Source organism: Limnochordia bacterium (assembly GCA_023230925.1).
Lineage (GTDB): Bacteria > Bacillota > Limnochordia > DUMW01 > DUMW01 > JALNWK01.
In genome coordinates, this window is the sequence record JALNWK010000008.1 from 25,151 (window position 1) to 48,443 (window position 23,293).

At 50.1% G+C, this 23,293-nt stretch carries 24 protein-coding genes; 3 read left to right on the forward strand and 21 right to left on the reverse strand.

The window, feature by feature from the left end; translation table 11 throughout:
- Positions 1 to 10 precede the first annotated feature (10 nt).
- The 3 genes from M0Q40_02760 to M0Q40_02770 are packed head-to-tail and all read right to left on the reverse strand — an operon-like array spanning position 11 to position 2,000.
- Complete coding sequence (locus M0Q40_02760; GenBank protein ID MCK9221537.1) at positions 11 to 904, reverse strand: energy transducer TonB; 894 nt, start codon at positions 902 to 904, stop codon at positions 11 to 13.
- A gap of 18 nt (positions 905 to 922) precedes the next feature.
- Complete coding sequence (locus M0Q40_02765) at positions 923 to 1,327, reverse strand: biopolymer transporter ExbD (protein MCK9221538.1); 405 nt, start codon at positions 1,325 to 1,327, stop codon at positions 923 to 925.
- Between the two features lie 52 nt (positions 1,328 to 1,379).
- The gene (locus tag M0Q40_02770) at positions 1,380 to 2,000 is read right to left on the reverse strand and encodes a MotA/TolQ/ExbB proton channel family protein (protein MCK9221539.1); all 621 of its coding nucleotides are present in this window, start codon (positions 1,998 to 2,000) and stop codon (positions 1,380 to 1,382) included.
- Positions 2,001 to 3,164: 1,164 nt separating this feature from the next.
- Here M0Q40_02770 and M0Q40_02775 point away from each other — a divergent pair.
- The 3 genes from M0Q40_02775 to M0Q40_02785 are packed head-to-tail and all read left to right on the forward strand — an operon-like array spanning position 3,165 to position 5,547.
- Complete coding sequence (locus M0Q40_02775) at positions 3,165 to 4,367, forward strand: ROK family protein (GenBank protein MCK9221540.1); 1,203 nt, start codon at positions 3,165 to 3,167, stop codon at positions 4,365 to 4,367.
- Between the two features lie 2 nt (positions 4,368 to 4,369).
- Positions 4,370 to 4,966: a chromate transporter gene (locus tag M0Q40_02780; protein ID MCK9221541.1), complete on the forward strand. Its 597-nt coding sequence runs from the start codon at positions 4,370 to 4,372 to the stop codon at positions 4,964 to 4,966.
- Positions 4,966 to 5,547, forward strand: a complete 582-nt coding sequence (locus M0Q40_02785; GenBank protein MCK9221542.1) for a chromate transporter — start codon at positions 4,966 to 4,968, stop codon at positions 5,545 to 5,547. Before M0Q40_02780 ends, M0Q40_02785 begins: the two co-directional genes overlap by 1 nt.
- Before the next feature lie 17 nt (positions 5,548 to 5,564).
- On the opposite strand, the gene M0Q40_02790 is transcribed toward M0Q40_02785, so the two are convergent.
- From M0Q40_02790 to pnp, 18 genes are all read right to left on the reverse strand, one after another.
- The gene (locus M0Q40_02790) at positions 5,565 to 6,113 is read right to left on the reverse strand and encodes a GNAT family N-acetyltransferase (GenBank protein ID MCK9221543.1); all 549 of its coding nucleotides are present in this window, start codon (positions 6,111 to 6,113) and stop codon (positions 5,565 to 5,567) included.
- Positions 6,114 to 6,345: 232 nt separating this feature from the next.
- Entirely contained in the window at positions 6,346 to 7,188 is an 843-nt protein-coding gene (locus M0Q40_02795) for a PHP domain-containing protein (protein ID MCK9221544.1), read from the reverse strand.
- Complete coding sequence (locus M0Q40_02800) at positions 7,185 to 7,970, reverse strand: SigB/SigF/SigG family RNA polymerase sigma factor (GenBank protein MCK9221545.1); 786 nt, start codon at positions 7,968 to 7,970, stop codon at positions 7,185 to 7,187. The genes M0Q40_02795 and M0Q40_02800 overlap by 4 nt, the downstream gene beginning before the upstream one ends.
- Positions 7,971 to 7,977: 7 nt before the next feature.
- A complete protein-coding gene (spoIIAB, locus tag M0Q40_02805; protein MCK9221546.1) occupies positions 7,978 to 8,424 on the reverse strand; it encodes an anti-sigma F factor in 447 nt (148 codons plus the stop codon).
- A gap of 12 nt (positions 8,425 to 8,436) precedes the next feature.
- Complete coding sequence (locus M0Q40_02810) at positions 8,437 to 8,823, reverse strand: anti-sigma factor antagonist (protein MCK9221547.1); 387 nt, start codon at positions 8,821 to 8,823, stop codon at positions 8,437 to 8,439.
- Between the two features lie 182 nt (positions 8,824 to 9,005).
- Positions 9,006 to 10,193: a D-alanyl-D-alanine carboxypeptidase gene (locus tag M0Q40_02815; GenBank protein ID MCK9221548.1), complete on the reverse strand. Its 1,188-nt coding sequence runs from the start codon at positions 10,191 to 10,193 to the stop codon at positions 9,006 to 9,008.
- Positions 10,194 to 10,256: 63 nt separating this feature from the next.
- Positions 10,257 to 11,567, reverse strand: coding sequence for a thymidine phosphorylase (locus M0Q40_02820; protein MCK9221549.1), 1,311 nt, complete (start codon positions 11,565 to 11,567; stop codon positions 10,257 to 10,259).
- On the reverse strand, positions 11,554 to 12,747 hold the full coding sequence (locus M0Q40_02825) for a phosphopentomutase (GenBank protein MCK9221550.1): 1,194 nt from the start codon (positions 12,745 to 12,747) through the stop codon (positions 11,554 to 11,556). The genes M0Q40_02820 and M0Q40_02825 overlap by 14 nt, the downstream gene beginning before the upstream one ends.
- A gap of 22 nt (positions 12,748 to 12,769) precedes the next feature.
- Positions 12,770 to 13,651, reverse strand: coding sequence for a site-specific tyrosine recombinase XerD (xerD, locus tag M0Q40_02830; GenBank protein ID MCK9221551.1), 882 nt, complete (start codon positions 13,649 to 13,651; stop codon positions 12,770 to 12,772).
- Positions 13,652 to 13,867: 216 nt separating this feature from the next.
- Positions 13,868 to 14,551, reverse strand: coding sequence for a stage II sporulation protein M (gene spoIIM, locus M0Q40_02835; GenBank protein MCK9221552.1), 684 nt, complete (start codon positions 14,549 to 14,551; stop codon positions 13,868 to 13,870).
- A gap of 352 nt (positions 14,552 to 14,903) precedes the next feature.
- Positions 14,904 to 16,067: an endonuclease Q family protein gene (locus tag M0Q40_02840; GenBank protein ID MCK9221553.1), complete on the reverse strand. Its 1,164-nt coding sequence runs from the start codon at positions 16,065 to 16,067 to the stop codon at positions 14,904 to 14,906.
- Between the two features lie 39 nt (positions 16,068 to 16,106).
- Complete coding sequence (locus tag M0Q40_02845) at positions 16,107 to 17,189, reverse strand: DUF3866 family protein (GenBank protein ID MCK9221554.1); 1,083 nt, start codon at positions 17,187 to 17,189, stop codon at positions 16,107 to 16,109.
- 12 nt (positions 17,190 to 17,201) lie between these two features.
- A complete protein-coding gene (locus M0Q40_02850) occupies positions 17,202 to 18,320 on the reverse strand; it encodes a M20/M25/M40 family metallo-hydrolase (protein MCK9221555.1) in 1,119 nt (372 codons plus the stop codon).
- Positions 18,310 to 18,858: a 2-oxoacid:acceptor oxidoreductase family protein gene (locus M0Q40_02855; protein MCK9221556.1), complete on the reverse strand. Its 549-nt coding sequence runs from the start codon at positions 18,856 to 18,858 to the stop codon at positions 18,310 to 18,312. The genes M0Q40_02850 and M0Q40_02855 overlap by 11 nt, the downstream gene beginning before the upstream one ends.
- The gene (locus M0Q40_02860) at positions 18,848 to 19,615 is read right to left on the reverse strand and encodes a thiamine pyrophosphate-dependent enzyme (protein MCK9221557.1); all 768 of its coding nucleotides are present in this window, start codon (positions 19,613 to 19,615) and stop codon (positions 18,848 to 18,850) included. Before M0Q40_02860 ends, M0Q40_02855 begins: the two co-directional genes overlap by 11 nt.
- Complete coding sequence (locus tag M0Q40_02865) at positions 19,609 to 20,649, reverse strand: 3-methyl-2-oxobutanoate dehydrogenase subunit VorB (GenBank protein ID MCK9221558.1); 1,041 nt, start codon at positions 20,647 to 20,649, stop codon at positions 19,609 to 19,611. The genes M0Q40_02860 and M0Q40_02865 overlap by 7 nt, the downstream gene beginning before the upstream one ends.
- A gap of 34 nt (positions 20,650 to 20,683) precedes the next feature.
- The gene (locus tag M0Q40_02870; protein ID MCK9221559.1) at positions 20,684 to 20,887 is read right to left on the reverse strand and encodes a 4Fe-4S dicluster domain-containing protein; all 204 of its coding nucleotides are present in this window, start codon (positions 20,885 to 20,887) and stop codon (positions 20,684 to 20,686) included.
- Between the two features lie 257 nt (positions 20,888 to 21,144).
- Entirely contained in the window at positions 21,145 to 23,256 is a 2,112-nt protein-coding gene (gene pnp, locus M0Q40_02875) for a polyribonucleotide nucleotidyltransferase (protein MCK9221560.1), read from the reverse strand.
- Positions 23,257 to 23,293 lie beyond the last annotated feature (37 nt).

A 23,293-nucleotide genomic window follows, 5' to 3' on the forward strand; every position in this document is an offset into this window, starting at 1 on the left:
CCCTCTTTAATCATATTCGCGGTGAATCACTGAGATATTCAAAGTGAATCAACTCGGGTTCATGCAGTTTTGGCATGGAGAAACCGTCTTTTAGAGTGATCAATTCGTAGATAAACCTGATGCGCACCAAGTAGCGTGTTTTTCGCTCCACAAATTCCCATCTAAGTACGGTTTGCAGCGCGTTCTCAGCGAATCTTGCATTACCCGATGAACTATGGATCCTGGCATCCTGCACCTTACCGCCTTCGACGACCACTTCAATATCCACAATATCCTTGCTAATTGGGTCAATCGCCTTAGTCGGAACCATCCTGTAATCAACCACAACTTCTCCAAAGCCAGAGGGTACAGGCTCTTGTGGCGCTGCCGAGGTGACATCCCCGACAACATCGGTAGTCCCTTCGTCCACTGGTGCCTCTTCTACAACCGGCTCCGGTTCTGGCTCTGGTTCTGGCTCAGGCTCAGGCTCTGGGGCGATGGGCAAAACGAGTTCGCTCGTTGATGATGAAACCACATCAGGGGCCTTTTCCTGAACTGGTTCCGGGACTTTCGTCTTCGATGCCGCAGGCTCCACTTTGGGTTTCTCCGGCAACGGTGGTACGGGATCCGGTTCTGGCGCCTTCGGCGGAGGCGCTACCTTCTTCTCCGGCTCCTTCGGTGGCGGAGTCTCCTCTTGTTTTGGCACTGTCTGTGCTTTTTTCGGTTCAGTTTTCTGCACCGGTGACTCAGTTGCTGTCTCGGGAGGGCTCGGTCTTGTGTAAGGCACTACATAAAGTAAAGGAGACCCCGTGGCCACATTTCCCGGGGTTTTGCTTTGCCATCGAGGATAGACACCGATAAGCACGGCATGCAACACAATTGATACTACAATATACTTACCAAGAGAACTGTCGTCCCCGAACATTATTATCACTCCCACACTTTATTCTTTAGGGGCGACCGCGAAGCTGAACACATGTCCTCCCACAGCACATATCTCATCAACAACTTCAATGACTCTCTCCCAGGGAACGCGACGATCTGCCTCAATCACCACTGGCAATTGAGAGTTGTCCTTAATACGCCTTGCTACAAGGTCCTGTAGCTGTAGCAGAGATACCTGTTGTCGATCCACATATAGCTTACTATCACGGTCAACGCTAACAACCAAGTACTCCACTGGTTGGGTGTCCTTGGTGTTCGCCTGGGGGATATCAATGGTTATTCCCGCAGGATTTGTCTTAAAGGTAGTAAATAGCATAAAGAAGACGACCAGAAAAAACATGACGTCAATCATGGGTACAATCTGTACTTCTATACGATACTTTCTTCTTCGTTCAAACAGCATCGGGCTCACCTGTATCCTCCGCGTGTAGCGGATAAGTAAACGAATTATATCATCAAGATGACTTACCGTTTATAACCTTGATAAAATCAATGAATTCGGTGGCACGCACATCCATATCAGCCACCAAGCGCTCAATTCGGGTGGAAATAAAGTAATGAAGGACCACGGTGGGGATGGCAACAATCAATCCTGCCGCAGTGGTAATCAAGGCCTCTGCTATACCGACGCTGAGTAAAGCTGGCTCAGCAATTCCCTCTAAGGCACCAAGAATGTTAAAGCTCTTCATAATACCTGTAATCGTACCGAGCAACCCAAGTAACGGCGCAATGGAGATAATTGCATCGAGCATGGGCAAACCCCGTTCTAGCCTATAAATCTCCTGCTGTCCGGCAGCCTTCATATACTCCCGAATCGTCTCCACATCACGATCATAATTGGCAATTCCACTACTTAATACCGCGGCTGATGGACCTCTAGCTTTCTTTGCCGCTTGCATTGCCTCTAGTGGCTTGTCTTGCCCGAGAAGAAGCTTGATCCGTTCGATCAAATCCCTGGTATCCCATCGACACCGAGCAGTATAAATCAATCTCTCCAAGCTAATTGCCAATGCGATAATCGAGCAAAGCAAAAGTGGGACCATGACCGGTCCACCCTTAACCAGGATATCCACCATGTCCAAATCAACCTCCGCGCCAACAGCTTGCACTCACGTCAAGAACGATATCTTGCTAACAGTAGGTTCCACATCCATTCGACAAATTCCTGCTTTAATCTGGTGTATTTTGCAGTTCCCTGCACATTAAGCAAAAAAGGGGTGATAGTATTCCTGCCCAGGGGAATACGCCTTGTCCTCACTGTGACGGTGCATGAAAACCACGGAAAATCAGCGTTACACATTCATGAATTTCCAGTAGCTAGTCTTCTTGAAAACAGCATGATCATGTGGCAACGACATCCTTTGAACACCGCTACAGTTAGGTGGTCACTGCACTTCAGAACATTAGGTTACATTGCCCCGGCGAAACCACCGACTAAGCCATGCCTATCGTCACCCTTGGGAGCAGTAGGATTTATGGCCAAGGCCATCAAGGAGGCCACAGAAGACAAGCTTCGCCAGAATCAGGTTCCTTGGATGGTTGCCTATATAATATGTATAGAACTTGTTGCATCTAAGCCAGACCATCACTAACAAATGCCTTCAGGGATGCAAATATCCCGTGGTCACTCTAACATCGGGCAGACCCCTTGGACTTTGGCAATACACAGCACCAAAACCAGGTAGCTACAAGTACCCTGGTGAAGTCTTTCCACAGAGCCGTGGGCTTACCTGTTTGACCTTCAATAGCCAGCACATGCAGTAATCGACTAAGTGTCCTTAAGTTAAGTTGGGTGGAAGTAGTACTTCAAGTAAGACTAGAATATCTTGATCGCAGTTTTAGCCACTCCATATCCTCCGCCCGCAACGAAAACGGACGAATTTGTTGGGGTTTCTACCGGTTCTGATGGACCCCGATCGGCAGCCCCACACGACGTCTAGCAGCATTCCCTTCCCCGCCAATCAGATCCTTAACTGGGGCTGGCGTAAAAACGTTTACAAATCGTATTGACGACTTTTAACCAATATGGTAATATTAATGAAACACAAGTGAGAACGCTACGCGCACACCAAGTCCTACCTGGGTCCACGAACACCTGTGTCCCACTATTGGCTGCGTTCCTCAGCTTTTCTTTCGCTCTCAATAACTTCAAAGAACTGGCAAGAAAGCACACCGAGTTGCCTAGTTTTGAGCGGAGTTATGTCCAAATCGGATAGAATTTGTATAGGGGGAGGATTAAGTTGGAAAATAAGCACGTTCTTTCTACCCTTGATGAAAATACTTTGCGCGTCCTGAACTGTATTCTCATGCAGACTAGTCCAACTATCACAAGCTTGATGGAGCTTACGGGTATGCCCCGGACCACTTTAGCCCGGAATATTAAGGAACTTGTTGATCTTGAACTAGTCCAACAGGAAAACACGGACGTTACTACGGTGGGAAGACCACCCGTATTGTTCTCCGTTAACCCCGATGGTGTACACATGGTCGGCATCGAGTTGTCCCGCTCTAACATCCGGGTGCTTATCTGTAACGCTCTACTTGAACCAGTTTGGGTTTGCGATTTAGCCATTGATGCAAAACGCAATGCTTTGGATGTCTTCCGTTCTGTGACCGGGCTTCTTGAGGAACATCTTAGGGAGCGACCAAAAGAGCGGTTGATCGGCGTCGGTATTGGTTCGGTCGGCCCACTGGATCTTGAGCATGGGATTCTGCTGAACCCCTCTAGTTTCCCTAATCCCACCTGGCAGAACATCGATTTGAAGGATATCTTCGAATCCAAGTTTGAAACCCCTGTCTTTATCGCTAACGGCGCCACTACCGCCGTTATGGGAGAACATGTCATCCATGCCCCCCGGGGAGTGCACAGTGTCATTTATATCAATATCGGGGTGGGGATCCGCTGTGGAATCATCGCTAAGGATATGTTACTAAGCGGCGACAGTGATACCGAGGGTGCCTACGGACATATGATCGTCGAGCCGGGAGGACGACCCTGTCACTGTGGAAAGTTTGGCTGCATCGAAGCGATTTCCACTGTTCCGGCAATTGTTAATGCCTTTCGCTCCGAGATCCGCAAAGGTCGGGATAGTTACCTGATGAGCAACATGACCCTAGATAGCATCACCTTCAAGGACATTTGTATCGCAGCGGACAACGATGATCCTCTGGCTGTTCAGGTTCTACAAGAGGCAGCCAACTACATGGGAATTGCCATCGCCAATATTGTGAACATCCTGCACCCACAAATGGTTGTCCTCGGAGGGATGATCTCTGACACATCCGATCTTTATTACCGCGAGGCAGTCCGAACTGCACAGCGCATGCTCTATAACCCGGGCCATCTCCGCTGTGCCTTCCGTCGTCCTGCATGGGGTCACAATGCAATTGCCGCCGGAGCAGCCGCGTTGGTCCTCTCACACTATCTACAGAAAGGAGTGTAACCATGGAAGCTGTACAGACACAGGCTAGACGAGATCGGCTGCAGCAGGTATTCGAGATATTTGCAACTTTTTTCAAGATTGGTTTTTTTACCATCGGGGGCGGATACGCAATGATCCCGTTGATCAAAGATGAAACAGTGGATAAGAAGGGCTGGATCAGTGATGAGGATATCATCGACATTTTCGCCGTTTCGGAATCAATGCCCGGCTCCATCTCAGTTAATTCTGCGACCCTGCTGGGTTATCGTCTGGCGGGCTTTGCCGGTGCCATTGGAGGCATGTTAGGCGTTGTTCTGCCTTCCTTTGTTATCCTAAGCTGCGTTGCTGCCTTCGCCTCGGAGCTTGACGCCAATCCAGTTATTACCGCGGCCTTTTGGGGAATTCGCTGCTGTGTGGTCGGGCTAATCTTACATGCAGCCATCGACCTAATCAAGTTGAGCGTACAAGATGCAATGGGGATATTACTAGTAATCGGTACCGTCCTGCTGGTAGTTGGTGCAAACGTGCATGCCATATTTGCAATCGCCATCGGCCTGGTCGTTGGCATTGTCCGCTCACTGCTAAGTACTAATAAGCCGACGAAAGGAGCGCGAGCCTAGTGATCTACATCAAGCTGTTTTTCATATTCTTTCGGATTGGTCTGTTTAGTTTTGGTGGCGGCTACGCGATGATCCCCCTGATCCAAGATGAACTGGAGATTCAAGGTTGGATGGACACTACCGAATTCCACAGCTTGATTGCCATCTCTGAGATCACCCCCGGATCCATTTCCGTAAACTCCGCCACCTTGGTGGGGTATCACGTGGGAGGGATCCCTGGGGCTGCGATAGCCACTGCGGGCATTGTCTTACCATCATTGCTTCTAGCTTTGCTCATATCCAAGTTTATGCAAAGACATGAAAGGAGCGAATTGATGCAAGAGGCGTTTTTGGCTATGCGCCCAGTGATCTGTGGACTAATCGTTGCCGCGGCATTCTTTGTCGCTGAGACCTCTATCCTCAAACAACCGATTACCCTTGGCCTTCCAAAAGGATTTGCTCAGCTACCAGAGCTTATCAACATCAAAGCGCTGGTTATCCTCGGCCTGACCCTATTGGGAGTAAGACGCCTTAAGGCCCACCCGATCCTAGTTCTGACCTGTTCGGCTCTAGCTGGCATCATACTCACCTATTGGCCATAGATATAGTGGGTATCGCTTCAAATAGCAGGATGGAACGGTACCCTCGCCGCCCGATACTCCTGAGAAGCCAGACTCATCAGGATGATTCGGCAGGTCTGCTTATTTTCATTTTGTCGATAGACAAAGCCTTCTTCGCGAAAACCACACTTGCTATAGCAATGAATGGCCCGCTGATTGTAGTCGTAGACGCGCAAGTATATCTTATTTAGACTAAGGTGGTCAAAACCGTAGGCCAACATCAAAGAAACCGCCTCAGTTCCTATACCTTGATTCCAACACTTGTGATCCCCGATGCGGATCCCCAGCTCTGCTTCTTTACTACGCCAGGCAATACGGCTCAGCCCAACATCGCCGATGATCAAGTTGTTGCTTCTCAACGCAATTCCCAGCAGTTTTGCGTGGGGATCACTTTTGGCCTTATCCAACCAAGGCCCACACTCAGCAACAGTGGTGGGGTAATCACCTTCCATGTAGTACTTCAGCTCATCATCCCTGCCCCACCTGGCAATCCGAACGAAATCTCCCTCGTTAATTGCCCGTAATCTGACAATCTCCCCTTCTAGCATGACACGGCCACCTTTCCTAAAGTAGGATCCAACCTGCATCAACACAAGTAGGTGTCCGTCAAGTCTTAATCTTTTGGATGTTAGGATCAAAGGCCACCCGCCGCACAACCTTTCTTTCGCACCATTCGGTATACTTGCTTTTTACGCTATTAAAATTATATTCTCAAGATTCGTTCTTAAGGCCGGTATACCTGCAAGTAATAATAGGCAAGGTGGTGTTATTTAGGTGGTATCAGTTAGTTTGTAGATCGGCTGCCCGCATCATCAATGCCCTAATGTAATAATCAGGCAGACGTACTGAGCCGAAGTAGATCTGATCCTTTCCGGCACCATGGCAATCGGACCCCCCGGTAACGAGCAGATCATAGTCCTCTGCTATCTGCATAAACGTCTCCTCTTGCTCTTTGCTATGCTGTGGATAGAAGACTTCAAGACCAGCAAGGCCCGCATCAACAAGTGTAGGAAGGTATTTCAAACCCGCGGGGCTAAGGCCAGGATGGGCGAGGACCGGTACCCCCCCGGCATTGATGATCAAATCAATAGCTTCCAACGTATGACAACGGGCCCGCGAAACGTAGGCCGGTTTGCCCTGGCCAAGAAACCGTGCAAATCCTTCCGCGATACTACTAGTATAGCCTCTAGCCATTAGCACCCGGGCCACATGGGCCCTGCCCACCGCCGCACCTTCGGCGACGGCCAAAACATCATTCAGATCTAGGCACATCCCCATCTGCTGCAGCAGCTCTACAGTTCTAGTCACCCGTCTCATACGCGAGAGTCGCAGTTGGTCCAGTGCGGAAAGCAGGAATGGATCCGCTGGAGAAAAACAATACCCGAGGATATGAATCTCCCCCTGGCCCAATTCGGTACTTAGTTCGACTCCTGAAATGACATTAACCTGTAACCTCTCCCCTTCCTGCATGGTGGGAAAAACATTATCAATTGCATCGTGATCTGTAATGGCAATTGTACTAAAGCCCTGTTCCCATGCCTTTTGGACAATCTCCTCAGGAGTATAGGTCCCATCTGAAGCATTGGTATGAATATGCAAATCTGCAACCACTAAGTAGCTCACCCCGCATCCTTGTCGAGGGAGTCGGCAAGCAAGTCTCGTAGTTGGTACAAAACTTGTTTCTCCAACCGAGACACTTGGGCTTGGGACAGCTCCAACTCCCCTGCTGCCTCCGTCTGGGTCTTATCTTGAATAAACCGCAGAATCACTAGTTGGCGCATCCGTGGAGAAAGCCTACCAAGAGCCTCCCTTAGCGCAATATTGTCTACCCATTGTTCATCTTCTACCTCGTTGCTAAGCCGGTCTTCCAGGAGTATACTACTATCTTCACCTTCCACGATGGGTTCTTGCAAAGACATGGGAGCCTGAATGGACTCCAGGGCAGCCACCAACTCCTCTTTACTAACTTCCAGTACTTCGGCCAGCTCAGCGGGTGTTGGGCTGGCCCCTGATTCCTGGGTCATCTTTTCTTGAAGAGCCCGGGCGGTCATAGCCAACTGCCGCATACTCCGACTAACCCTAATCGGTTGGTCTTCTCTTAAGTAGTGTTTGATCTCCCCGACAATTCTAGGCACGGCATAGGTGGAAAACTGTACTTGTCTTTCCAAATCAAATCCATCGATCGCCTTTAATAGGCCGACACAACCAATTTGGTACAAATCCTCTGCATTCTTCCCCCGATGCACAAATCGCTGCACTATACTCATCACTAGTCGCAAATTATGATGAACTAACCGTTCCCGGGCGACGGGATCACCGGCTTGGGAATCCTCTAGAAGTTGCCTGGTTTCGTTTTCGGTTAACAGTTCAGTGCAGGGTAGCTCGATTTCGAATAGTTCTCGCATCCTTGCTTCAATCCTTTTCGCCTGCTTTTTGCTTCTTCATATGAACTGTGGTACCCACACCCACCGTTGAATCTAGTACTACTTCATCCATGTACATATTAATGAAGGCTAGTCCAAGCCCCATGCGTTCCTCAGGCAAGGTCGTATATGTAGGTTCTAAGGCCTGATCAACATTCTTAATACCCCGCCCCTGATCCCGTACTGTAATCTGTAGGGTATCTGCATTAAGAATTGCCATCTCAATCACAACAGTACCAACAGTCTCGGCATAGGCATGAATAACACAATTAGACACTGCCTCGGATACGGCCACCTTAACCTCATCTAGTTCCTCTAGGGTAAAATCTAGCTGGGCGGCAAATACCGCAACCGCAGTCCTGGCAAAGGCCACATTTTCCGCAAGACTGGGAAACTCCATTCGCACATGATTAGTAACTGCAGATTTACTCTCCATAGGAATACCCCTTTATCGAATAATTTCAAAAGCCTGTTTCTCCGACTGGCACATTTCCACAAGCTTCAAGACACCGGAAACCGCAAAGATCTGCTGAACCTGGGGAACTGCTCCCACAATCACTAACTTTCCACCCCGCCCTTGCACTTCCTTGTATCTTCCTAAAATGGCACCTAATCCGGATGAGTCAATAAACTTGACCTGAGTAAGGTTAAGAATAATATGCCGCAAATAGTCATGGTTAGCTAGTTCACCATCAACTTGGCTCCGAAACTGCGGGGCCGTCACCAAATCCAATTCGCCACTGAGCCGTACAAGTAATGCATTACCCCGTTTTTGCGTATTCATATACCCTGGCGACAGAACCACGGATCTTTGTCGCCACACCGCCTTTCGCATAAGATAAGCTTCCTCGCTGCAGCAATGTCAATAACCACATATGTCTATTCCCATATTTGCCGTCTCAAGAATAGTGCTTGTCCAGATCAACACCCCATTTTCTAACGGTTGTTCTTCAAGCACATTACCTTTTAGTAAATTCTGCGCATAGACGGATAATCCTTCTTTTATCTATTCTTGGGCTATTCCAGCAAATTAACTAACATGTCCCGGAGTACATAATAGGCGATATGCAAGATGCTTCCCTTCTTGACTCGACCACTGGTCAAAAGGGGAGCCCTGCCTAATTCCACACCTTCACATCTACACACAAGGTGGCCAACAGCCTCTCCCTTCTCCAAGGGTGCTGCAAGTCCTTCGATAAGTACCGCCTCTACCTCTAGTTGCTCCCTAGTACCCTTAGGAACAGCCACATAGAAATCTTCTCCTAGAACCGCCTCCACCTGGTAAGTAGCACTTAAGGGCACCTTGACCGGTAGTCTGAAGGCCTCCTTTTCTGTTACCAACTGGGCCTGGAAGTTCCGAAAACCGTAGTCAAAAAGCGCGGTTGCCTCTTCTGTCCTCTGCTCTTCATTATCTGCCCCGAGGATCACGGCGATTAGGCGCAGGTTACCTCGTAACGCTGTGGCCCCAATGCAATAGCCCGCTTCTGTAGTCGTACCTGTCTTGATTCCATCTACGCCGATATATCCGTAGGTTTTTCCCCCTACCGTGCGTTCTAGGATTTTATTGAGATTCCACAGCTCGATCTGGGGTTTACGGCCTTCTCTAACGGAATAATGATATGTGGACACATATTCTAAAAAACCAGGCACCGTAATTGCATGCTGGCATAGCCTAGCCATGTCCTTTGCGGTGGAGTAATTGGGCCAATCGGGCTGGGCAGTGTACTTGGCTGGAAGCCCTGTGGAGTTTCCAAAGGAGGTGCTTGTCAGTCCCAGTTCTAGGGCCCGTTGATTCATCTTTAGGACAAAGTCAGCTTCGGTGCCAGCGATATGTTCGGCCAAGGCAACCGCCGCATCATTTGCCGAGCCCACGGCCACACTGTAGACCAACTCGCCTAAGGTCATCTTCTCATAGGGCTCTAGCCAAATCCGAGTGCCCGTCATGCTATTGGCATAAGGGGATGCCACCACTACATCATCTGGGCTAATCTTCCCAAGGGCCATTTCCTCAAGGATTAACACCAGGGTCATGATCTTCGTCAAAGAGGCAATGGCCCTTGGCTCATCAGCATCTTTCTCATAGAGAATCCGACCACTTTTGGCATCCATCAACAAACATGCGGCACTATCTAGATCCATCGCCCGGCTTGGCAAACACAAACTCACCAATAAGCACAGTGCTACCAAAAGCTTTACATATCTCATGTCTTTCCCCTTCCCGCTGTTTTCCTGCATTTAAAACATATTCATTTTTCAGCGGGAATATCACTATCGGGGGCCTTCTAGACGGTCAATGATCAAGCTCTTGATACCTGGTCTCTCCTTCGCGACACAAATACTCTTCTCCAAAATACTACAGGCCTCGGGAAGTGCCTGTTTGTTATTGGTATACAGGTGGGCAAGGGGCTGGCCCTTGTTCACAAAGTCTCCTCTTTTGGCAAGGAGGCGCAATCCTGCGCCAAGGTCTATAGTAGCATCCTTGGTCGCTCGGCCGGCCCCAAGAATCATTGAAGCGGTACCAACCGCTTCCGCGTTGATCTCCGTGATGAAACCCGTAACCTGTGCGGTGAGCGTATGGGTCAGGGAAGCTTGGGGCAGGAGACTGTAATCGGAGATAACCTCCTCAACTCCCCCTTGGGCGCTAACGATCTCTTTGAACTTCGACAAAGCTTGGCCGTTACATAGGTGCTCCTGGGCCATCCTCCGGGCATCCTCAATCCCTAGATCCCTACTTAAGGTCAAAGAACAGGCCGCCAGTTCCACACAGAGCAAAGTCAGATCCAAAGGGCCCTCGCCCTTTAGGGTATCTATAGCCTCTGCCACTTCAAGGCTATTTCCCACACAATAACCGAGGGGTTGGGACATATCGGTAAGTAGGGCCACAGTCCTCACCCCACTAGAAGTACCAATGTCAATCATCAATTGCGCCAGTTTACGGGCTTGGTCGAGGTCTTTCATAAAAGCACCGCTTCCCACCTTAACATCGAGCACAAGGGCTGTGGCGCCACTGGCGATTTTCTTGCTCATGATACTAGCAGCAATTAGAGGGAGACTCTCCACGGTAGCCGTGACATCTCGCAGCTGGTATAGTCTTTGGTCTACAGGCACTAGATCCTGGGTGTGCCCAGCCATTACCCCCATTAGCCGTCTTCCCTGGTTGAGGATCTGGCTTGGCGCAAGCTCAGTGGAAAACCCGGGAATAGACTCAAGCTTATCTACCGTACCACCGGTATGCCCAAGACCCCGTCCCGATAGCTTAACCATCGGAACCCCTAGGGAAGCAAGGAGCGGAACCAAGACAATCGTCGTCTTGTCCCCCACTCCACCGGTGGAATGTTTATCCACCTTCGTACCAGGGATGCTGCTTAAATCCAAACGATCGCTTTGCGCAACCATTGCTTTGGTCAGGGCAAGGGTCTCTTCATTGGATAATCCGTTAAAGTACACCGCCATCAAGAAGGCACTCATCTGGTAATCGGGAATGTGTCCTTTAGCATACTCAACTACAAGCCATTCCATCTCTTCCGTTTGAAGAATCCTACCGTCTCGCTTAGCCTTGATTAAGTCAACGGTTCTCATAGGATGCACCTCCCATAACTGACTTTAGGAAGCTTTGGGCTGCAAAGCGAGGCTCCAATCCAAAGAACTCGCTAATGGTAGCCGCTATATCAGCGAAGGTGTGCCGGATACCAAGATGCACACCCGGCCCTCCCGAAGGACCATAAACAAGAAGAGGGACATACTCCCGGGAATGATCTGTACTTGGAGTTGTAGGATCACAACCGTGATCTGCGGTGATAAAGCAAAGATCATCCTTCCTCAATTGACCAAGAAGCTCTGGGATCCTTATATCCACTTCCTCTAAAGCCTTAGCAAACCCCCAAGGGTCATTTCGATGTCCATAGAGCATATCGAAATCCACACAATTAGCCCAGATGAGACCAGCTTCTGCCTCCTTCAACCAGGTGATTGTCTGGGTCATTACCTCTTGGTTGCTATGGGCAGGTAGTCTTTCGGTAATCCCCTGCCCAGCAAAAATATCAGGGATCTTCCCCACTCCGCAAACCGGGTAGCCCGCGCTGCTTAGGACATCTAACATCGTAGGATGGGGCGGTGGGAGGCTAAAATCCTTGCGCCCTTCAGTACGGGTAAATCCCCTAGTCCCATCCCCAATGAAGGGTCTAGCAATCACCCTTGCGACACCATGCTCCCCCACTAAGAGTCTCCTTGCGACAAGACAAATCTCATAGAGCTCTTTCGGTGGGATAACCTCTTCGTGGGCTGCGATCTGGAATACGCTATCCCCGGAGGTATACACGATGGGCCTTTTGGTGCAGATATGTTCCTCCCCTAATTCCTGAATAATCTGCGTGCCCGATGCAGGGTAATTTCCCAAGGTACCAATACCAATTTCCTCTTCAAAGCGATCTATTAGATCCTTCGGAAATCCCTCAGGATAGGTGGGAAAAGGATGTAGCACAGGAACTCCGGCAATCTCCCAGTGGCCTGTGGTAGTATCTTTTCCAGCGGATAGTTCCTTCATCTTACCGTAGCAACCCAAAGGAACACTAACCTCGCTCACCCCAGGAATATCGATAATATTGCCCAGTCCCAATCTTTCTAGTTGGGGCAGGTGGAGGCCACCCACCGCTGTTGCGGTGTTCTGGAGCGTATTACTCCCTAGATCATCGTACTTATCTGCGTCGGGCAATGCCCCAACGCCGACACCGTCTAAAATCAGAATCACTGCTCGTTTCAATATCCATGCGCCTCCTAGATCCCTAGGCCCGGGGGTGCGTCCGGTTGTATGCACTGCGTAGATGGGCCTTAGTTAAATGAGTGTAGATTTGAGTGGTCGAAATGTCCACATGTCCTAGCATCTCCTGAACCGAACGAAGATCTGCACCATTTTCAAGTAAATGGGTCGCAAAGGAATGACGCAGGGTATGGGGGGATATATCTGCACAAAGACCAGCCGTTCTCGCCGCATCCTTAGTCACCTTCCAGACACTTTGCCGACTTAACCTATTTCCAAAGCGGTTAACAAAGATACACTGGGTCTTTGGGCGGGTATGTATCTCTTTACGATGGACAAAGTAACGATGAAGCCAGTCCAGGGCCACTCTGCCTAAGGGAACCAAGCGTTCCTTGGATCCTTTACCAAGGCAATAGACAAATCCTTCTTCCCAATCCACATCATCTTGTTTGAGGTTAACTAGTTCAGACACCCGTAGCCCCGCACTATACAAGACCTCTAGCATCGCCCGATTGCGGATGCCAATAGCGGTATCTATCGGCATACTCGAAAGAAGCAGATCCACTTCGGCAACCGAAAGAATCTGCGGTAGCAAATGCTCCTGCTTTGGCGCTGTCAGCTGATCCGTAGGCAGGACTTTAAGCTTACCGATTTCGTGATAAAAACCGTAGAAACACCTCAAAGCATTCATACGCCGAGCTGTTGTGGCTGTACTCATCCCCCTTTTACGTAGATCCACCAGGTAGGCTAACACCACCGTTTGATCTACGGCTAGTAAGGGACAATCAAACCCGGACAAAAATGAAACAAAATCCTCCAAATCCGACCGATAGGCCTCCACAGTATTTGGGGAAAGCCCCCGCTCTAACGCCAGATAGTTCACAAAACCCACTAATTCCTCGGACATCCTGCTACCCCCACCCTACCTTCATTAACCATATTGTACCACGACATACACCCCCTTCACCAACCGGGCGGGTATGTTTGGGGTGTATTTAGGTTGTTTTGGAGATCGGGGAAGCATAGAAAGGATACGTAGGCCCTAGGGCAAGCTAGGTGAACACTTAAAGGAGTGATCACGTAGATATCTGTGCCTTGCGGCTGCTCCCGAAAGCTCAGGGACTTACCGAAACCATAATAGCAGCTTACCCATGCTCCAGGAATCTAGTTCCAAGGAAGCCAACAAGTTAGATAGGCTACGCATCAGCAAGGGGGTAATATGAGTCTCCACCAGAACCCCGATCACTAAGAGCCCACAGCCAATAAGCAGGTGGAGCAGGTTGAGCACAAACTGAGGAAACATGGCTGAACGATCCTTTGAGATCAGCATCTTCAACGCAGCAAAGGAGAACGTCAGAGAAGAAGTAGCAATCAATATAATCACTGGAATAATCACCAAGTTGTGCGGACCAATGGTGCCAAGGGAAAACACTATACCCTTCCAACTCATCTGTTGGACAATGAAGCCACCGGTAAACCCAAGGACAAATCCCCGTAGAAACACGATCACGACTATTAGCGGGCTACCAATAATGGTTAGTCCCAAAACCCAAACCAAAAGCGCCGTGAACACAATATTGTATAGCAGCGAGTGCAGAAACACAGACCCTCCGGAATTTTCTGTGGCATCCTTCTGGGAAAAGCCTGCCCAAAACCCGGATAACTCCTCTCGATAGGAGGGCTCCATAGTGTTGATGGCAATAACACCAAAGATGAACCCCATGATGCAAATGATACTCACAAATAATAGAGCAATTCTGCGGGTCATAATGTAATTGCGGATGAGAACGTCGGTTTTTGTACTCAAGGCCGTCTAATCCTCCCTCAAGAAGTCCTGTCCATACAATCTATGCAGACAAGTTCTAAATTAGACGGTTGAGAATGAACTGAGTCTAGAAAACAAAACTCCGGCTGGTTAACAAATATCGGAAAGTAGTACCTGAACCAACAACTCAAAGCGAATCATTGAATCCCCAACAACGATACAGGTGAAGTACTTCTTTGTTGACAAACCCGCGTATAATGCAAGCGGGATCATCACGCCGCAATTGGATATCGCAAGAGACATGACTCCTCAACGCCAAATAGAGGCACCACAATGTACGGCTGCTAACAGTCTGTCCAGATCCACATGTTTCAACAGTGCACAGTTACCAGACTCATGGGTCCTCTAACACCAGTTTTCCATAAATACCCCCGGCACCGGAAATAATGCGAAATTGGCCCTTACGTACCTGGATGATCCGCAAAGCCAATCGATGACCAACGACTGCGGCTAACTCATCTGCGGTGGCACGATCCAGGATGTACTCCTCGCTGGGGAAGGCAGCCAACAGGAGCTTTCGGGTTTTTGGACCAATCCCTGGGATGAAGCTGAGAGGATAGCGGTGGTAATACGGAGGACGATAATCTGGATGCTGGGGTAGTGGAAGATCCTTAGCTTCAAGGATATAATCATATACCCCCTGTACAACCCGGGAATGATCACATGCGTCTGTACCAATGCGCCCACACTCCCGGCACAGGGTCCTGTGGTACTTACCCAAAGCTGGATTGAGCCCACGGTTTGCCACAATACCCCGCCCCTGCTTTCTTTGACAAGCCAGCACTAGTTCAGCAGAATCTGGTTTCTCCAGGGAGAGTATATTGTACTCCCGGGCAATTGTCCCTAGGGAGTGGGCATCGGAATTGGTCAAAAAGGAGTAGTGCTGAAGCTCGCTAAATTGGTCAGCTAAAGCTGTATCAGCGCTAAGACCAAGCTCGACAGCTAAAAGCTGGTCTGCTCGCCTTAAGCCGAAGGCCTGCTTGAGGGTACTATGACATGCACCATAGATACTCTTGAAGGGTGTAAAGATATGGGCAGGAATTAGGACACCTTGGCAGACTGCCACCAAATTCATGAAGTCCCCAGGGGAGATTCTCACCCGTTGGGTGCTTAAATTACGGTTAGTTACTAGACCATCGAGACGAGCACCAAAGGCACGAAGCGCCTCGAGGTGAGGAAAAAAGGCCAGACAATGGGCCCTGCCCGCTCCAATGGCCAACTCCACTTCCACGCCCAAAAGCACCGTAAGTCTATCGGCAAACAGGATCCCTCCGCCGGATAGGGGAGATCCCCACCCTTCTTCTATTAGCCTAGTCAGATCATCGATTACCACTGGACAGGCGGAATCCACGATTCCAACTAAATCCAGTTTACCGCTAGTCAAAAGGTAGTCAATAATGCCCCGCAGGGTCAGGTCTTTACCCGCAGGAATCTTGACAACCTGCCCATTTTCGGCAAACCCCACATGCACGTGGAGATCAACCTTATACTCCTGCAACTTGCCGGTGCCCCCTAAACAGATCCAGATACTATTCCGTTAATCTTTCTTAGCTAACTCCACTGCTAAGCCACCGGCCGCGGCTGCGGCCATAAAAAACTCCCGGTCCTCGCCGAAGGAGCGACCCATGGTACTAAGGGCGATACCCTCTTCTTTCATCTGCTCCTCCAGAAAAGCCGTATCCTGCTCCACAAATCGGTGACGCTCTTCTAGTCCAGCCTTTTCTAGTTGGGAATAAACGTGGGCCCGCATTTCGCCATGTAGCTTGGGTAGTCCAACATAGACGGGCACATGTAGCCCATCGGTTAACACCGTAAGGGTATGGTGGCTAATCCCGTAATGGCGGGACCTTGGGTCGGCAAAACTTATCCGGGGAATGACAACCGGAATTCCTTTCAAAGAAGCGGTGGCATGCAGGATGCTGGCTTGCTCCATGGCAGTGGTCCCCCATTTAGTATCGGTACCCACTACCCCAGGGCCCATGCAGACTATGGCGTAATCTGCTTGGGCAACCGCTTTGGCCACGATAAGAGCGCTGTAGATGTTAACGGCTTCATAATCCCCACCGAAGGCATGACCACAGGTAATGGTGGTACTAATCAGTCCTTTCTTCTTTAGAGACCGAACTAGATCACTAAAGACTAAGGGAAGACATCCCCCGTCGGTCATGATATAGGCTACCTGCGTACCGGGCTCGGCCAAGGCGGCGATAGCCAAGGCGGCTGGTGCTACCTGGGAATGCAAGGAGCCAGCAAGCACTGGCATACCTGATATCTCCTGACAGCCTGCAACCAGATCATGATGGGGGCTTTCCTCTTCCTCCGCGCTGAGTACCTTGATCTGCTGCGGCGTATAACGTAGTTTGAAAATATGGCCCTCTTCATTGATCTCTCGGTAATCATTGCCCTCAACATATATGACAAAGTGATATCCCCCGGTGCCCAAACCCATCTTTTGGGCCGTCGTATTCAGGATGACAAAATCCCCTTGGCCGACACTGCCAGTTAGGGAGTCATAGTTGATGGCCCTTTGTTTCTCGCCGTCTAGTTGCACGGTAAGCTTGCTGTAACCCACGTGCCGTTCGTCTACAGATAATACCCGTCCCCGTCTAATCCTAATCACCCATGTTCCCCCTTAGCCGGCCGAAAGGATCATAATCTCGGTCAGATGCTCAGCCACCTTTATTAAGTCTGCAACCCGAATCTGTTCTTCCTTTGTATGCTCTCCCTGGGCAGCAATACCCAAAGGGACCGTAGTAATGCCTAGTTCATTCAAGATGTTAGCATCGGTACCGCCACCACTTTGCTTAATCGTTGGCGTAATTCCTATCCGCTCTGCGGCCTGCTTAGCAATACTCACCCCGGGATGATCAGGTAAGACCCGATAGCCTCCATAGGACTTTTCCACATCGAAGCAAAACTTGGCACCATACTCACTTGTGGTTGTCGTTAATACTTCCCTGATCCGCGACAATTGTGCCTGGGCTTTTTCCTCGTCAAAACTGCGTATCTCTCCGGTTAGTTCCACCCGATCAGGCACAATATTCCGAGCCTTTCCACCGTGGATCACCCCAATATTGCTGGTGGTATCAGGCCCAATGCGACCAAACTCGATCTGCTGGATTACCGCGGCCGCAACTACAATGGCATTGATCCCCCGCTCCGGGGCAACACCAGCATGGGCCGCTTTACCGTGGATCACCGCGCGAAAATCATAATGGTAGGGCGCTCCATTGACAATAGTCCCCGGTGGCCCGTCGCTGTCTATAACATAACCAAAATCGATCGGCGGCAAGCTCTGGCAGGATTTGATCCCCAAAAGGCCCACCTCTTCCCCCACGGTAAACAAAGTATACACCGTAGGATGGGGCAGGTTCTGTTCCACCACCGTCCGGATAGCCTCCAAGATTGCAGCAATTCCAGCCTTATCATCAGCACCCAGAATTGTTCTGCCATCGGTGCGAATTACTCCATCTTCTTCAATACAGAGGATCCCCTCGGTGGATTCCACTGTATCCAGATGGGCCGCTAGGAGAATCTTATGCTTTCCCTCCCCGGGCAGTACCCCTAAGACATTGCCGCAGTTTCCCCCGGCAATGGGTTCCCCTTGGGTGACTTCCAGACCAATCTCCACAAGACGGGTCTGGACAAAGTCCGCCAGGTCCTTTTCCCCTCGGGAGGGACTGTTGATGTGCACTAAGTCTAAGAATAGCTTTCTCAGTCTTTCCTCGCTGATATACCCACTAGTTGTCATTGGCCTTCACCACATCCCTGCCGGCACTGACAGCCTGCATATTCATGGGCAGCAAATGATGTCGCCGCTCAGGCAAAATCTCCTTCAATGCAGCTTCCACCACATCATCACCCAAAAGCCCCGTTGCCTCCAAGAAGGCACCTAACATAACCATATTGGCCACCACAGTAGAGCCGAGTCCATCTGCAATCTCATTGGCGGGAACGTAGTAAACTTGCACGTCTTCTCTTTTGGGAGTCAGATCTACTAGGGAACTATTAATCAAAATGATGCCATTGGTCTTTACCGCAGACTCGAACTTCTCCAAAGAAGGTTTGTTAAAAACCAACAGGGCCGTAGCTTCACTGACGACAGGGGATCCGACAACTTCATCGGAGACAACCACAGAACAATTACAGGTGCCACCCCGCATCTCAGGGCCGTAGGAGGGATACCAAGTTACATTGAACCCAGCCTCCATTCCCGCATGGGCTACCAGCTGTCCACAAAGCAGGACCCCTTGGCCTCCAAAACCAGCCATGATCACCTCATGCAACATCATTGTTCCCCCCTTTGTCTAACTTATTAACGAAATTCTGTGTCGGGTAGTAGTTGATCATATTCTCCTCCAGCCACTTTAGGGCATCTAACGGACGCATTTTCCAGTTCACCGAACAGGTGGATAGGACCTCGATGAGGGAAAAGCCCAACCCCTGCTGCTGTGCACGAAAGGCATTGGTGATCGCCCTTTGGGCCTTGCGTACTGCCTTGGGGTCATGGACCGAGACCCGCTCTAGATAGGCCACCCCAGGAAAGCTCTCCAGCATTTCACATACCTGTACCGGATAACCTTCCCGCTCAACCATCCGACCTTCAGGAGAAGTAGTAGTCTTTTGACCGAGCAAAGTTGTTGGAGCCATTTGCCCCCCGGTCATGGCATAGATGGCATTATTTACAAACACAATAGTAATCTTCTCGCCCCGAGCCGCCGCGTGAACAATCTCCGCGGTTCCAATGGAAGCGAGATCCCCATCCCCCTGATAGGCAAAGACTACCGCCTCAGGAATCGCCCGCTTAATACCCGTGGCCACTGCCGGAGCTCGGCCGTGGGATGCAGCCTGCATGTCACAGTCAAAGTAATTGTATGTGAAAACTGAGCAACCCACCGAAGCAACGCCAATGGCCTGCTCCTTAATACCCAGGCTGTCAATGGCCGTAGCGACTAGACGATGGATGATACCGTGGGTGCAACCAGGACAGTAGTGAAAGGGAATATCTGCTAAGCTTTCTGGTCTGCTAAAGACTTTCTTCACGATGATGCCCCCAATCTCTGAATCTCTGTGAGAAGCTCCTTCGGTGTAGGTACCATGCCGCCCTGTCTGCCGTAAAACTCCACGGGACGACGACCAGCTACCGCCAGTCTTACATCCTCCACCATCTGCCCTAGACTCAGTTCCACCGTAAGGAACATTTTGACCTGTTCCGCCCTTTTCTGGATGATCTCGTCTGGGAAGGGAAATAGGGTAATGGGCCGAATCATGCCAGCCTTAATCCCGGCTTCCCTGGCCCGCTGGATCGCTGAACGGGCTATACGGGCCACCGTACCATAGGCAACTAGGCAGATCTCCGCATCATCCATGGCAACTTCCTCATAGCGTACTTCCTCTTTTTTCATTCTCTCGTACTTTGCCCCAAGTTTCCGATTGTGGTTCTCCAAGTCTACCGGATCGATATACAAGGAATTGATCAACCGTTTGCTACGACCCTGGGCCATGGTGGTAGGCCAATCTAGATTGCCCGGATCTACCGGAGGACGGGACACCAGTTCAACCGGTTCCATCATCTGACCCAGGATACCATCCCCTAGAATAACCACAGGGTTTCGATACCGAAAGGCAATTTCAAAGGCATCCCAGGCAAAATCATACATTTCCTGGGCAGTGGCTGGCGCCAGGACCAATGTCCGGTAATCCCCATGTCCGCCACCCCTAGTTGCCTGGAAATAGTCCCCTTGGCTAGCCAAGATCCCACCAAGACCGGGGCCACCCCGCATAATGTTGACTATAACACAGGGAAGCTCCGCTCCGCATAGATAGGAGATCCCCTCTTGTTTCAGGCTTAGACCTGGGCCTGAGGATGAGGTCATCGCCAATTTCCCACATCCAGCAGCGCCATAGATCATATTAATGGCACCAATCTCACTTTCTGCCTGTAGGTAAACTCCTCCGAGCTTGGGCAATTCTTCCGCCATGTAAGTGGGGATCTCGTTTTGGGGAGTGATTGGGTAACCAAAGAAATACCGACACCCGGCAAAAACCGCGCCCCGGGCCAGTGCATCATTACCTTTCATTAATAGCTTCGTTTTCAAGTAGACACCTCCAAGACTACCGGTACACTTCAATGCAGATATCCGGACACATAGTTGCGCATTGGGCACATCCGGTACATTTCTGTTCATCTTTAATCGAAGCCGGGTGAAAACCCTTGGCGTTAGTTGCCTTTTCCAGTTCTAGGATCTTCTGCGGACAGAAAGCTACACATAGACTGCACCCTTTGCAGCGCTCTCTGTCGATCGTGATCTTTGCCATAAGCAGCAACTCCTCTCTGTCTAAAAATATAAACCAACTTGCGTCAGAATACAAGGACTAGTCCAGATACACCTAGCACCCCATGGTCCTCTTTTTAAAAGAAGCCCCCGAAGGATCTCCGGTGGCATGATTTACAAACTGAAAGGAGCGATCATAGGCTTAGTTTGGTGCCGAACAAAAAAGAATCCCGGATCTCTTATACTAAGAAATCAGGGAGGGGAAAAGCAGGCGCGGATACCTGCTTTAAATGTATATGCTTAACTGGTTTTACCATTGTCTCCCGCGGGAAGGGCCTCTTTGATCGATAGGTTAATCCTCCCCTGTCGATCGATCTCAATTACTTTAACAATCACCGAATCTCCCTCATTGACAACATCCTCAACCTTACTTACCCGGTTGGGAGCCAAGTGGGAAATGTGTACCAGACCCTCTTTGCCAGGTAGGATCTCCACAAAAGCACCGAACTTAACAACCCGTTTTACGATCCCAGTATAGATCTTACCGACCTCAACATCAGCGGTAATCCGTTCGATGGCCAATTTAGCTGCCTCACCACCGGCTTGGTTCACCGCAGCAATATAGACCTTGCCATCGTCCTCGATGTCAATGGTTGTTTCCGTCTGATCGATGATCTTCCGGATATTTTTGCCCCCAGGTCCAATCACATCTCGGATCTTCTCTTTGGGAATCTCCATCGTGATGATCCGCGGCGCATAGGATGATAGTTCCGTGCGAGGAGTTGGTAGTGCCTGCAGCATTTTTTCCATGATATACATTCTACCAGTATGGGCTTGTTTTAACGCCTGTCGTAGGATTTCCTTGGTGATCCCCCGGATCTTGATATCCATCTGTAAGGCGGTAACGCCCTTTTCCGTACCGGCAACTTTGAAGTCCATATCCCCTAGGAAGTCTTCCATTCCTTGTATATCCGACAGAATCGTAAACTCATCACCATGTTTGATCAACCCCATAGCAATACCAGCCACCGGACGCTTAATGGGCACGCCCGCATCCATCAAAGACAGGGTAGAGGCACAAACACTGGCTTGGGAAGTTGACCCGTTTGATTCAAGGACTTCAGAAACCAACCTTAGTGTATAGGGAAATTCAAACTCATCGGGAACTACAGGTAGAAGAGCCCGTTCAGCCAAGGCACCATGCCCAATCTCTCTGCGACCGGGACCCCGGAGGGGTTTTACTTCCCCGACACTGTAGGGTGGGAAATTATAGTGATGAATATAGCGTTTGGTTTCCTCATCCCCGAGATCGTCTAGGCGCTGCTCGTCGGACTTCACCCCGAGGGTACATACGTTTAGTACCTGGGTTTGTCCCCGCGTAAACACAGCTGAACCGTGCGCCCGGGGTAGGATCCCCACTGCCGAGGAAATGGGTCGAATCTCATCGAGGGCCCGTCCGTCAGGTCGAATACCGTCCTCGCTAATCATCCGTCGTACTTCATCCCGGACGATCATCTCTAGGACCACCAAAATGTCCTTCTTGGACTGGGCAAACTCCTCCTCCGACATCTGTTGGGAAAACTCCTCAGTTACTTGCGCATACACCTCTTGGATATCCGCTTCCCGCTCTAGCTTATCTGGGTTTTTGATTGCTTTTACTAAGCGATCCGTAGCCCTTTGGCGCACCGCATCCTCTAAAGTGGCATCCACCCGATAAATGGGCACATCCACCTTTTCCTTGCCAATATCAGTCTGCATCTTTTCTTGAACAGAGCAGAGCCTTTTGATCTCCTCATGGGCAAACATAATCGCCTCAAGCATATCCTCTTCGGGAACCTCATTGGCTCCGGCTTCCACCATAATAACCGCATCACTACTGCCGGCTACGGTCACCGACATATCCGACTGGGCATTCTGTTCCAAGGTTGGGTTAATAATAAATTCCCCATCGACCCGGCCCACCCGCACACCGCCAATGGGACCGTCAAAGGGAATATCCGAGATCATCAAGGCCATGGATGCACCAACCAATGCGGCTAAATCTGGAGGATTATCATTGTCCACCGATAGGATTGTTGCCACCACGTGCACATCGTTATGAAACCCATCAGGGAACAGAGGTCTTAGGCATCTGTCAATCATTCTCGCTGAAAGGATAGCCCCTTCACCGGGTCTGCCCTCTCGACGGCCCCACCCGCCGGGAATCCGACCGATGGCATACATCCGCTCCTCATAGTCTACTAATAGGGGGAAGAAGTCGATCCCCTCTCGGGGTTCCGCCGCCATGGTGGCAGTAACTAGACAGACCGTCTCGCCGTACCTGACCAACACACTACCGTTGGCTTGACCAGCTAACCAACCCACCTCCACTTCCAAGGGGCGCCCCCCGAACTCCAATTGATACTTCTGCATACTCTTACCTCCTGTATAATGTTAGCAACTAACATCT

Excerpts from the sequence above, each read along its gene's own strand:
- M0Q40_02810 (MCK9221547.1), bottom strand. The coding sequence starts at position 8,823 with ATGCGAAAGGCGGTGTGGCGACAAAGATCCGTGGTTCTGTCGCCAGGG.
- M0Q40_02850 (MCK9221555.1), bottom strand. The coding sequence starts at position 18,320 with ATGACAACTAGTGGGTATATCAGCGAGGAAAGACTGAGAAAGCTATTC.
- spoIIAB (MCK9221546.1), bottom strand. The coding sequence starts at position 8,424 with ATGGAGAGTAAATCTGCAGTTACTAATCATGTGCGAATGGAGTTTCCC.
- M0Q40_02800 (MCK9221545.1), bottom strand. The coding sequence starts at position 7,970 with ATGCGAGAACTATTCGAAATCGAGCTACCCTGCACTGAACTGTTAACC.
- M0Q40_02760 (MCK9221537.1), bottom strand. The coding sequence starts at position 904 with ATGTTCGGGGACGACAGTTCTCTTGGTAAGTATATTGTAGTATCAATT.
- M0Q40_02865 (MCK9221558.1), bottom strand. The coding sequence starts at position 20,649 with ATGAAAGGTAATGATGCACTGGCCCGGGGCGCGGTTTTTGCCGGGTGT.
- M0Q40_02770 (MCK9221539.1), bottom strand. The coding sequence starts at position 2,000 with ATGGTGGATATCCTGGTTAAGGGTGGACCGGTCATGGTCCCACTTTTG.
- xerD (MCK9221551.1), bottom strand. The coding sequence starts at position 13,651 with ATGTCCGAGGAATTAGTGGGTTTTGTGAACTATCTGGCGTTAGAGCGG.
- M0Q40_02765 (MCK9221538.1), bottom strand. The coding sequence starts at position 1,327 with ATGCTGTTTGAACGAAGAAGAAAGTATCGTATAGAAGTACAGATTGTA.
- M0Q40_02815 (MCK9221548.1), bottom strand. The coding sequence starts at position 10,193 with ATGAGATATGTAAAGCTTTTGGTAGCACTGTGCTTATTGGTGAGTTTG.
- M0Q40_02870 (MCK9221559.1), bottom strand. The coding sequence starts at position 20,887 with ATGGCAAAGATCACGATCGACAGAGAGCGCTGCAAAGGGTGCAGTCTA.
- pnp (MCK9221560.1), bottom strand. The coding sequence starts at position 23,256 with ATGCAGAAGTATCAATTGGAGTTCGGGGGGCGCCCCTTGGAAGTGGAG.
- M0Q40_02780 (MCK9221541.1), top strand. The coding sequence starts at position 4,370 with ATGGAAGCTGTACAGACACAGGCTAGACGAGATCGGCTGCAGCAGGTA.
- M0Q40_02790 (MCK9221543.1), bottom strand. The coding sequence starts at position 6,113 with ATGCTAGAAGGGGAGATTGTCAGATTACGGGCAATTAACGAGGGAGAT.
- M0Q40_02820 (MCK9221549.1), bottom strand. The coding sequence starts at position 11,567 with ATGAGAACCGTTGACTTAATCAAGGCTAAGCGAGACGGTAGGATTCTT.
- M0Q40_02855 (MCK9221556.1), bottom strand. The coding sequence starts at position 18,858 with ATGTTGCATGAGGTGATCATGGCTGGTTTTGGAGGCCAAGGGGTCCTG.